This window comes from Nitrososphaera viennensis EN76, from assembly GCF_000698785.1.
GTDB lineage: Archaea > Thermoproteota > Nitrososphaeria > Nitrososphaerales > Nitrososphaeraceae > Nitrososphaera > Nitrososphaera viennensis.
Window position 1 is genome coordinate 267,203 of the sequence record NZ_CP007536.1, and the last position, 10,662, is coordinate 277,864.

The 10,662-nt window shown below is 54.5% G+C and carries 13 protein-coding genes; 8 read left to right on the plus strand and 5 right to left on the minus strand.

The window, feature by feature from the left end:
* Positions 1 to 13: 13 nt before the first annotated feature.
* On the minus strand, positions 14 to 700 hold the full coding sequence (locus tag NVIE_RS01520; protein ID WP_158435033.1) for a type 1 glutamine amidotransferase: 687 nt from the start codon (positions 698 to 700) through the stop codon (positions 14 to 16).
* A gap of 98 nt (positions 701 to 798) precedes the next feature.
* Between NVIE_RS01520 and NVIE_RS01525 the strand changes: the two genes are divergently transcribed.
* The 3 genes from NVIE_RS01525 to NVIE_RS01535 all read left to right on the plus strand — a co-directional run bounded on the left by NVIE_RS01525 (position 799) and on the right by NVIE_RS01535 (position 3,483).
* Positions 799 to 1,242, plus strand: coding sequence for a toprim domain-containing protein (locus NVIE_RS01525; RefSeq protein WP_075053709.1), 444 nt, complete (start codon positions 799 to 801; stop codon positions 1,240 to 1,242).
* 93 nt (positions 1,243 to 1,335) lie between these two features.
* Entirely contained in the window at positions 1,336 to 2,769 is a 1,434-nt protein-coding gene (gene dnaG / locus NVIE_RS01530) for a DNA primase DnaG (protein ID WP_075053710.1), read from the plus strand.
* A complete protein-coding gene (locus NVIE_RS01535) occupies positions 2,770 to 3,483 on the plus strand; it encodes a DUF120 domain-containing protein (RefSeq protein WP_075053711.1) in 714 nt (237 codons plus the stop codon).
* Here the strand turns inward: NVIE_RS01535 and NVIE_RS01540 are convergent.
* Both NVIE_RS01540 and NVIE_RS01545 read right to left on the minus strand, forming a co-directional pair.
* Complete coding sequence (locus tag NVIE_RS01540) at positions 3,471 to 4,100, minus strand: adenylyltransferase/cytidyltransferase family protein (RefSeq protein ID WP_075053712.1); 630 nt, start codon at positions 4,098 to 4,100, stop codon at positions 3,471 to 3,473. The genes NVIE_RS01535 and NVIE_RS01540 overlap by 13 nt on opposite strands.
* A gap of 45 nt (positions 4,101 to 4,145) precedes the next feature.
* Entirely contained in the window at positions 4,146 to 5,207 is a 1,062-nt protein-coding gene (locus NVIE_RS01545; RefSeq protein ID WP_075053713.1) for a class I SAM-dependent methyltransferase, read from the minus strand.
* A gap of 87 nt (positions 5,208 to 5,294) precedes the next feature.
* On the opposite strand from NVIE_RS01545, the gene NVIE_RS01550 reads away from it, so the two are divergent.
* On the plus strand, positions 5,295 to 6,479 hold the full coding sequence (locus NVIE_RS01550; RefSeq protein WP_075053714.1) for an Nre family DNA repair protein: 1,185 nt from the start codon (positions 5,295 to 5,297) through the stop codon (positions 6,477 to 6,479).
* Between the two features lie 55 nt (positions 6,480 to 6,534).
* On the plus strand, positions 6,535 to 6,828 hold the full coding sequence (locus NVIE_RS01555; RefSeq protein ID WP_144239797.1) for a hypothetical protein: 294 nt from the start codon (positions 6,535 to 6,537) through the stop codon (positions 6,826 to 6,828).
* 34 nt (positions 6,829 to 6,862) lie between these two features.
* Here NVIE_RS01555 and NVIE_RS14510 read toward each other — a convergent pair whose 3' ends face one another.
* The gene (locus NVIE_RS14510; protein ID WP_084790560.1) at positions 6,863 to 7,792 is read right to left on the minus strand and encodes an IS481 family transposase; all 930 of its coding nucleotides are present in this window, start codon (positions 7,790 to 7,792) and stop codon (positions 6,863 to 6,865) included.
* Positions 7,793 to 7,900: 108 nt separating this feature from the next.
* On the opposite strand from NVIE_RS14510, the gene proS reads away from it, so the two are divergent.
* Together proS and NVIE_RS01575 are read left to right on the plus strand one after the other, a co-directional pair.
* Positions 7,901 to 9,373 carry a proline--tRNA ligase gene (proS, locus tag NVIE_RS01570; RefSeq protein ID WP_075053715.1) on the plus strand — a complete coding sequence of 491 codons (1,473 nt, stop codon included), beginning with the start codon at positions 7,901 to 7,903 and terminating at the stop codon, positions 9,371 to 9,373.
* A 31-nt stretch (positions 9,374 to 9,404) separates the two neighbouring features.
* Positions 9,405 to 10,085, plus strand: coding sequence for a YqaA family protein (locus NVIE_RS01575; protein WP_075053716.1), 681 nt, complete (start codon positions 9,405 to 9,407; stop codon positions 10,083 to 10,085).
* 10 nt (positions 10,086 to 10,095) lie between these two features.
* Here NVIE_RS01575 and NVIE_RS01580 read toward each other — a convergent pair whose 3' ends face one another.
* A complete protein-coding gene (locus NVIE_RS01580) occupies positions 10,096 to 10,395 on the minus strand; it encodes a hypothetical protein (RefSeq protein ID WP_075053717.1) in 300 nt (99 codons plus the stop codon).
* Between the two features lie 90 nt (positions 10,396 to 10,485).
* On the opposite strand from NVIE_RS01580, the gene NVIE_RS15115 reads away from it, so the two are divergent.
* Positions 10,486 to 10,659 carry a hypothetical protein gene (locus tag NVIE_RS15115; RefSeq protein ID WP_158385245.1) on the plus strand — a complete coding sequence of 58 codons (174 nt, stop codon included), beginning with the start codon at positions 10,486 to 10,488 and terminating at the stop codon, positions 10,657 to 10,659.
* Positions 10,660 to 10,662 lie beyond the last annotated feature (3 nt).

The window sequence follows — 10,662 nt, forward strand, 5'->3', positions numbered from 1 at the left end:
GCTTCTTTTATAGTTACCTAAGCATCGCTGTAAAGTTTCTATACACAACTTTGCACTTTTTTTCAAGTTCTGACAGGTCGCCGAGAGCCGGGAGGATGCTTTTTGCGTCCACCTTTTCCGCCGTTACTTCCGCGTCGTACTCTTTCATCCAGCTCTTGATGAGGCGCTCATCGACTTCAAGGTGGAACTGGACGCCTATCGCGCTGCCTACCTTGAACGCCTGCGGGTAGAGGTCGGTGTATGCCAGGACGGTTGCAGCTTCTGGCAGCTCGTAGGTGTCGCCGTGCCACTGGAACACCCTCATCTTTTTCTCGTTAATGCCCGAGAACAGGCTCTTCCTTCCCTGCGGCGACAGGAGGACGTCGTGCCACCCTATCTCTTTTTTTGTGCCCTTGAACACCCGCCCGCCGGCCGCCTGCGCTATCAGCTGTGAGCCAAGGCACACCCCAAGGACTGGCACGCCATTCTTGATTGCATCCCTTATCAGGTCCTGTTCTTTTTGCAGGTATGGGAGATTGTCATAGACTGCCATCGGGCCTCCGAGAACGACAACTGCAGAGTACTCGGACGACTTGATGGGTATGCCTCCTTCCTGTGCACTGACATTTTCGACCTCCAAGCCGTCCTTTCTGAACATGCCTTCAAGCGTGCCAAGCGTCTCGCACGCAATATTCTGGATGGAAAGGACCTTCTTCTTCAAGCATTTCTCCATGCCGTGCCGGGCAGTATTATTGTTTATTGTGCCGCCGACATGGCACAAAAGTATTAAATCGCACTTGCGTTAAACTACAGCTGCCGATGGGCTATCAGGCAAACGACGAGCAAGTCCTTGAGAAGCTGAGGCATTTTGTTGGCATGCTAAACGAAGAGTCTGAGCGGGGTTCTGTGATCGTCGTGGAGGGCAGGCGCGACGCCGAGGCGCTCTCAAGCATCGGCTTTACGGGAAGCCCTGCCGTGTTCCACAACTTCAAGGGCATAGCCGACTTTGTAGATTGCCACTGCCACGGCCACGAGAAAAAAAAGATAATCCTGCTCCTTGACATGGACCGGACGGGCAAGTACCTCACAAGCAGGCTTCTCTCAAACCTACAGTCCCGCAGGAACCACGTCAGCCTCTTTTACAAGCACGCGCTTGCCAAGATAACAAACGGCAAGGTGAGGCACGTCGAGGACCTGTCTATATATGCCCCACAGATGGCCGGAGTGACCGGCGTCCGCAAGGACCTGTACTTTTACACCTGACGTATCTCACGATACACAAAAGCACTTATATTCAAGCGACAGCGAATTTCAATCAGTTACGGACAAACTAGTAAACGAGGTTATGAAGAAAAATTGCCTAGCACAGGAATCGTAAAGTATCATGTTAAGCTAAAGTTTGAAGTTGATGGTTTGGTCGAGAAGGCCGACATTATCGGTGCTATTTTTGGACAGACCGAAGGTCTCCTTGGACCTGAAATGAACCTCAACGAGCTGCAAAAGGTGTCAAAGGTTGGACGAATTGAAGTAAACGTCGAGACAAAGGGCAACGTGGCCAAGGGCGACGCGCTGATACCCATGAGCACCGACATCTCTACCGCCGCGCTCATTGCCGCGGCTATAGAGAGCATCGACAAGGTCGGGCCGTTTCAGGCCAAGTTCCAGCTGATGGGCATAGACGACATCCGCGCCATCAAGAAAAAAGTCATCGTCGACAGGGCCAAGAAAATAGTCCAGGACTGGGCGACCAAGACCATATCCGAGGGCGAGGAGATGCTCAAGGACGTCTATGATGCAAGCAAGCCCGGCAAGCTCACGTCGTACGGCAAGGCACAGCTTGCGTGCGGGACCGGCGTTTTTGACGCAGAGTGGATAATACTCGTGGAAGGCCGCGCGGACGTCATCAACCTGCTCCGCGCAGGCTATGACAACGCGATTGCCATCGAGGGCGCCAAGATCGACGAGACTGTCGTAAAACTGACGGAAGGCAAGAAGGTGATCGCCTTCCTTGACGGCGACAGGGCCGGCGACCTCATACTCAAAGAGCTGGCAGGCGTGGTCAAGATCGACAAGGTCCTCCGGGCACCTCCTGGAAGAGAAGTGGAAGAATGCACGCCTCTTGAAGTTGCCGAGATACTAAAAGATGCATACTCGACTGACGTTGCTACAAGGCCGCAGCAGCAGGAGTTTCCACCTGTGCAGCAGGAAGAGCGCAGGCACGAGCGCCGTGACCGCGACGATCGTGGCGGAGGAGGATACCGTGACAGAAGGGACCGCGGAGGCTATGGAAGGAGGGACCGCGGGGGATACCGCGACAGAGGTGGCTACCGTGACCGCGACGACCGTGGCGGAGGAGGCTATGGCGGCAGAAGGGACGACTATCAAGACCGCGGCCGCGAAGAATACTCTTCTCCTGCAGCATCCGCGCAGGAAGAGCCCGCACAGGCGCCGGTTACGCCCGGACAGCCATCTGCATTGGCGGCGAACGACGCGCCCGAGCTCTTGACTGCGATCCGCGACGTGTACCCGCAGATAAACGAGACGCTTGAGGCAGTAATCCTCGACGGCTCGATGAAGCAGCTGCTAAAGGTTCCGGTATCCGAGGTAATCAAGAGGCTGGACTCGGCCGAAGGTGCCAAGTACCTTGTAATCGACGGCATCGTGACCCAGAGGCTGGTCGAGGCCGCCGACAAGGCAGGCATCGAGTACGTCGTGGGCCACAGGACCACGGGAGTCAAGCCAAGCGACATCAAGGTGCGGACCTTCGGCGACGTGGGCATCACGAACTAAATGCCGGAAATAAAACTGCAGCACATACTGACGATGGTGCAGCTCCTGTCAAAGGGGGCGCGCCACAATTTTATCGAAGTGACCACTGCAGACCTTGGCAAGAACATCGGGAGGTCCCAGCAGGCTGCTTCAAAGCACCTTTTGGATCTGGAGACGGCAGGCTATATAGAACGGGTGAGGCGCGGCCAGAAATTCGCCGTGCGCGTGACTGACAAGGGCAATACCGAGATCCAGAGCCTGTTCGCATCGCTAAAGTCGGCGCTTGAATCCGCGCCGGCCGCAATCGACTTTGAAGGAAGTGTCGTTTCAGGCATGGGCGAGGGCGCCTACTACATGTCGCTTGAAGGCTACAAAAAGCAGTTCCTTGAAAAGCTGGGCTACGAGCCATACCCCGGCACGCTCAACGTGCGCCTTACAGATCAGGTGTATATGAACGCAAGGCGGGAGCTTGGGCGCCACCCGTCGATATTCCTTGAAGGCTTTTCCGACGGGACGCGCACGTACGGCTGGGTAAAATGCTACAGGGCATCCATAAACGACGGCGCGATGGAAAACGCCGCCGTCCTTGTCTTGGAGCGGACGCACTATGACGACAGCATGCTTGAAGTCATTGCGCCGGTTTCAATAAAGGACGCGACCGGGATAAAGAACGGCGACAGGATAAAGGTGCAGGTAAGGATAGACAACAGTCATGGTCATCATCAGATGCCGTAGATGGTGTCGCCAAGCTCTTCTTTTATCTTGGACGATTTTGACCCCGGTATTGGTGTCGACAGCCTGATCACCTGCACGTTGAGGTTGCGCTTTTTGCAGTTCTCTGCAACATCCTTTTCGCTGTGCGCCTGATCGTAGCCAAGCGCAATCACGTCCGGCCTGACAAACTCGACTGTATCGTAGAGCGTCCCCTCTCTGCCGATGAGTGCAAGGTCGACAAAGCTGAGCGACTCTACAAGCTCTTTTCGGAGGCCTTCATCGTGGTAAATCTTGCGGTCTTTTTTTATCTTCAGCGCGGTGGCGGTCCTTGCGATGACTACTACCAGCACGTCTCCCACCTCCTTTGCCGCCTTTAGCGTATGGATGTGGCCGGGGTGTATCAGGTCAAAGACTCCGCCTACTAGCACCACCTTGAGCGCGTCGCGGCCGATGAACGTCAACCTTGGCGGGTTGCTGCCCTTTTCAACCATGCCTTTTGCTACGAGGTGCTTTATCCGCTCTTCAAAGAATTTCTTACCAACCGTCAGCTTTGTCCTGAGCCTGTCGTACGCCGGCACGGAAGGGTCAAGCGAGCTTGCGTAAATTGCAGCAAGTATGGACTTGTCTTCAGGCTCCATCTATATGGTCTCCGAAAGCGACAGGTGGGTGTGGGGCTGCTAACTCTATAAATCATTCGACTTTTTTTGGGTCACGTAATAGTAGTTCAGCATGTCGCCCTCCACCTGCTTGACGTCTACGCTTCCAAAGCCTGCCTCTGCCAGCTTTTCCTTTGCCTTCTGCTCGCCCCACACGGTGCCAAGCCCTTCGCCACCGTATGCAAGCGACACGGTCATGCAGTGCATGGTGGAAATCGTGTATAGCGTCGGCGCAAGCGTGTTCTGCATATTTTCATGCAGGCGGCTTGAAGCGGCAATGTCCTGCATCAAAAACGTGCCTCCCTTACGCAGCGCCCTGTAGATGCACTTGAGCACCTTGGTGGGCCTTGCCTGGTCATGTATCGTGTCAAACGCAGTGATGAGGTCGAACTTTTCCCGGTCGTCTATCTTGGCAGCATCGACTATTTTGAACCGGGCGTTTTTGAGCTTCATCTTTTTTGCTTCTGCCCTTGCCGCACCGATGCCTTCCCTTGAAATGTCATAGCCCCAGAACCTGCTCTTTGGAAAGGTCCTTGCCATCAAGTTGATGGCATGTCCAGTGCCACAGCCGACGTCAAGCACATCTATACCGGATTTGAGCCGGTCTGTCTGCCCTGCAAGCGGGAGTATGTCGCTTACCAGCCTTGCGTCAAACACGCGTGCAGTCTCTTCTGCCTGGATTTCCTGGAACTTTGGAAACGCCGAATAGGGGACACCTCCTCCCTTTTTGAAGCACTTTACAATGTCGTCCTCGACGTTTCCCATGAGCGCAACATATTGTGTAAACATGGCAAGGTTGTCGATGCCTGCGGCACGCGTAAGACACGATGCGTGTGTAGCCGGCAGGCTGTACTTGCCCGCCGAAGGGTCATAGTCGATTATCCTGCCTGTGACCATCGCGCCAAGCCACTCCCTGACGTACCGTTCGTTCAGCTTGGCAGCCTTGGCGATCTCGGCGCTCGTGGAAGGCGCAAGGCGCGCCATCGTGTCAAAGAGCCCTGCCTTGTGGCCCACGCTTGTCATGAGGCACAGCATGCCGTCGTTCAGGATCTGCAGGAACCTGCCGCTAAAATCATCATCCTTGCTCATACGTATTCTTCATACCTGCAAAAAGGAGTTAAACTTAGCTCTACGCAAATAAGCAAGTGGTGTCTCTTTTTGCATGTATACACACACATGTCCTCGCCGGCAGAGATAAAGCGCAGGCTGGAGCAGAACTGGATCCAGTTCCTGACTGCCAACTCCGCCCGGCTTTCTATGGACACGCTTGACGGCTCCAGCCCGCCGTCTGTGTTTGTGGGAAGGTACGGCTACCCGAAGGTGCGGATCGGGCCGATGATACCGCCCGTGCACGGCGATACTACTGTCTACGACAGGACCGAGATGTGGGTGGGCAAGACGCTTGAAGAGATCGCCAACCTGCGCCTGTCGCTTGTGCGCGGGGTGATGAGCGTAAACGTTGGCGACACGTCCGGCCGCTACATCGAAAACCTCCAAGAGCTTGCCATGTCCGAAAGGCCCGCGGAAAGCGAGGCCATGTTTGAGAAAAAGCCGCTTGCCGACACCGAGCTTGACCGCGAACTCAGACTGAACACGGAAGCGGCGCCCTTTGGCCCCGCCGCACCAATAAAGACGTTCAAGGCGTCGTCGCTTTCGGCCGACCAGAAAATCGAGTCAGCGTTCTACGACGGCGACCTGCGCGCAAAAGACGCGGTGATGGAGCTTTACAAAAAGGGGATAGAGACAAGCAGGATCCACAGGGTCCTGAGCGTTGGGATGCTCGGGCTGAAAAAGAACCGCAAGCTGGTGCCCACAAGGTGGAGCATCACCGCGACCGACGACATCATCTCTGCAAACGTTGTCAGGCAGAACGAGGCAAACGAAAGCATCGACCTCTTTGAAGTGAGGCAGTACTCGCACCTTGGCAACTATTACTCTGTCATACTGATACCCGACAGCATATGGAGCTTTGAGATGATCGAGTCGTGGTACGCCGGCGACGGCAAGATGGCGACCGGCGCCGACTATGAGGACGCAAGGGGCCTCGACCACTATCCATCGATAGCCGGCGCGTATTTCGCGGCGCGGCTTGCAGTCGCCGAGCATCTGGCAAAGAGGCATAGAAAGGCGGCCGCGCTCGTGCTGCGCGAGATCCACCCCGAGTACGTGATGCCCGTGGGCGTGTGGCAGATACGGGAGGGCGTGCGGGAGGCGCTCAAAAAGCCTGCAAAAGCGTTTGAGGGCCTTGACGGCGCGCTGGCGTTTGCATGCTCGACAATGTCGCAGTCAAGGACAGAGATCCTGCGCCACAGCCAGCTGTACCGTAATTTCAGGTCGCAGACGAGGATTACCGATTTTTAATAATAATGACGACAATAACGCAAAGGGTCATATATTGCCGCTACGAAGTCTCGGCATGAGCGACGCTCTTCCAGAAGGCGTAAAGCATCTCGTCCCAATCGTGCCAGTGGAAAAGGCCCCGAAAATCACCGACCAGGCAAAGGAGGAGCTAAAGAGCGTGGGCATGATGGATGAAAAGGGCAAATTAAAGATTAAAGGCGTCAGTCCCAAGATGTTAAAGCGCATGAAACAGGAGCAGGTTCCCTGCCCAGTGCTCAAGCAAGACATCGCCTTTGTTCAGTGCTACGTCTGCCGCAACTTCCACAGCAGGATCTCCGGGCAGGTGTACTGCAAGGGCGAGCCTCTCTAGGTGTTGTACTTACACAGATGGGTAACACTTTCAGTTACAGACATAGGTAACACTTTTTCAGCCGATTCTTGTTCCTTGTAGGCGTATTTAACAACTGCAGCCACCTTTCCTGCGGAGTCAGTCCTCCTATGCCGCCGTGTTCCCTGTCCATGTTATACGCATTGACAAACATGGTGTACCTTACCTTCCCGTCTTCTATGTCAAGGATTTCCTCCATTGCCAGGAACTCGTTCTTTACAATCTTGTTATAGGCCTCAACCTTGCCCTGCAGCTGAGGATACGCAGCTGGTATGGGCTTGTCACTGATGTCATTTTCTTTCAGGTACTGCCTGAACGATGTGGATACAAACTGCTTCCCGTTGTCATGCATCACTTTCTTTGGCTTGCCGTTGGTACGTATCCAATCCTGCAGCACGTCAAGAACATCCTTGCTCCTCTTTCTTTCCGTCCATTTACTTACCACCTTCCGGGTACAATCGTCTATGCAGCTTACGATGTAGTTTTTCGTGTTTGAGTTACGAAGGTAGAACGGTCCCAAGATGTCCATCTGGACCATGTCGTTTGGGTGTTTCTTCTCAAAGCGCCTGTACTTTCTTATCTTCAGCTTGCAGCTCAGCCTGTTCAGGCCATGCCTTTTCAGTACCTTGTAGACTGTCCTGCTGCTGAGGGATACTCCAAGCCTCTTTAGCCTGAATTTTATTCTGGCAGTACCAAACCTGCTGTCCAGGCGTAGGCCGAGGATGATCTGTTCCAGCTCAGGGGTTACCTTCTCTCCTGTAATACTATGTGGCCTTCTGGACAAGTCCTTCAGTCCGTCGATGCCGCGTGCAAGGTACCTTTTCTTCCACTTGTAGTATGTCTTCCTTGATACGCCGTACTTTCTGCAGATGTTGGTGACGCTCTCTCCAGTACGTTCGTGTTCGTGAATCAGGTTGAATCTTGTCCCTTCTATCTCTGATGACACTTCCTAGCCGGAAGTGTTACCCATGTCGGTAATCGAATCTGTTACCTATGTGTGTAAGTACAACATCTAGGAAACTTTCATAAACCCTGCCACAACTGCTCCATTCTGTTGAACTCTCCGCAGCAGCCACCAAAGGAAGCAGTGGGCATCACCATCAAAAAAAGCGACGATTTCAGCGAATGGTACACGCAGGTGGTGATGAAGGCCGGCCTTGCCGACTACGCGCCTGTCAAGGGCTTTATCGTCCTTCGGCCGTACGGCTATGCCGTCTGGGAGTCAATCCGCGACATACTTGACAGGCGGTTCAAGGAGACCGGCCACCAGAACGGCTTTCTTCCTGTGCTGATACCTGAAGGGTTGCTCTCAAAAGAGGAAGACCACTTTGCAGGCTTTACGCCCGAAGTGTTCTGGGTAACGCAAGCCGGCAACAGTGACCTTGGCGAAAGGCTCGCCCTGCGCCCCACTTCTGAAACGCTGGCGTACTCGATATTTGCAAAGTGGATAACAAGCTACCGCGACCTTCCCTTAAAGATCAATTTCTGGAATACCGCGCTTCGCGCCGAGATAAAGGCTACCAAGCCGTTCATACGCACGTCAGAGTTCCTCTGGCAGGAAGGCCACACCGTGCACGCAACGGAGGAGGATGCAGAGCAGGAAGTGATGTCGATACTTTCCATCTACCGCGAGCTCATAGAGGACCATCTTGCGGTTCCGGCGGTCAGGGGCTTCAAGAGCGACAAGGAAAAGTTTGTCGGCGCGAAATACACGACGACGCTTGAGGGCATGATGGCCGACGGCAAGGCGCTCCAGATGGGGACGTCGCACCACCTTGCCCAGAACTTTTCAAAACCCTTTGAGATAAAATACCTCGGAAGAGACACGAAGGAGCACCTTGCGTGGCAGACCTCGTGGGGGGTCTCGTGGCGCCTTATCGGGGCGATAATCATGGTGCACGGCGACGACAAGGGCCTGATACTGCCGCCCAAGATCGCGCCAATTCAAGTCGTTGTCGTGCCGATACACAAGGACAAGGACGCGCAGGCAGTCAAGGAAAAGGCGCACGAAATCGCGCAAGAGCTGAAAAGCGCGGGAATCCGCGTGCACGTCGACGACCGCGACGAGTACACGTCGGGCTGGAAGTTCAACGAGTGGGAGATGAAGGGCGTGCCACTTCGCATAAACATCGGCGCCCGCGACATCGAAAAGGGACAGGTTGAGTTTGTCAGGCGCGATAGCCGCGATATTCGCGACAAAATCCAATCGCCGCGTACGGATCTTGTCAAGAGAACAAATGAGCTTTTGGAAGAGGTGCAAGAAAGCCTCTTTGCCAAGGCAAAAGCACTCCTTGACGGCTACGTTTCAACCCCTGCAAGTTATTCTGAATTCAAGTCGATAATCGAGGGCAAGGGCGGCTTTGCGCGTGCAGGATGGTGCGGCGAGCCAAAGTGCGAGCTGGCAATAAAGGAGGAGACAGGAGCCGACATTCGCGTCATCCCGTTTGACCAGGACGGCATGCCTGAAAAGTGCATTTACTGCGGGCAGGCTGCAAAGAAGGTCGCCATGTTTGGAAGGGCATACTAATTAAGGGATAAAGCGCGAGAGCTAGTTACGCTTGGTCGACCTTGCAGACCTGTTCCCGTTCGACGAACAGCTGGGATACCTTAGCATACTCTTGATAAGCTTTGTCGGGAGCCTCATCGTCTTCATACCTGTCCCGTATTTTCCTGTAATCCTTGCAGCCGCGCTCAACGAAAAGTTCGACCCGCACCTGATAGCAATAGTGAGCGCTGTCGGGACAGTCATAGCCAAGACCATCATATTCTTTGTGAGCTATTACGGCCGCAAAATGCTCAGCCAAAAGACAAAGAAGCGAATGCTCCCATTGCAGAGGCTGGTGAGCAAGTACGGGTGGCCAGGAGCTTTTGTAGCTGCTGCGACTCCGATCCCAGACGACATTGTCTACATACCGCTCGGACTGGCAAGGTACAGCCCGTGGAAGTTCGCGCTTTCGACGTTCGCAGGCAAGGTGGCAATGAACGAGGCAATAGTGTGGAGCACCATTTTCCTTGGCAGGCCCCTTGTCGACGACGTCGTGTCAAGCACGCAGGACGACACGACGCTTGCAATAATCGCGGTGGCAAGCATCGCAGTCATGGGGGTGATAATCTACTATTCGCTCAAGATAGACTGGGGAAAACTCATCGGCAAGTGGTTTCCGTGGGCCGTCAAGGAAGACGAAGAAGAAGAGGGAGAGAAAGAGGAGACAAAAGGCAACCCTGAAAAGAAGGACTAGCTAGCTGTCTCTAGGGCTTTCTGTCGGAACTGACGCCGCGCTTTAGCTCTATTTCGACATAGTCTTCTTCCATGCCTGCGACGCAGTCGGTGACCACCGCCTTGACCGTCTGGAAGTGGATCTTGCCCGCCGGCGCCTTGCCAGCCTTTTGCATGGACGCAAGCTTGTGCTCAAGGCCGTCCTTGTGGTCGTCGCACACGACTGCAACCATGTACTCGCCGTCGTGCGACTTTATGGAAACGACATAAGACGGTGGCAGGCGGCATTCGTTTCCGTCGACCTTGACGGAGCAGGATTCTGGAAGGAGCACGCAATCTGTGGGGCCTAATCGGTATAAATCCGTTCGCGGGAAGAAATTTGGTTTATAAAACGGTGGCTCCACTTGCCGGTGTAATCTGATATGGGTAGCCGAAGAAGAAAGGCCGCAGCCCGGCCGATGAGCAGGGCCCGCATGACGGACGGCAAGTGCCCCAAGTGCACCACGATAGTCAAGTTCAAGGTTTCCGGCGACGTGGGCAAGGAAATCTACGAGTGCACGTCGTGCATGTCCAAGTTCTCAATAGACGAGCTCTAGTCG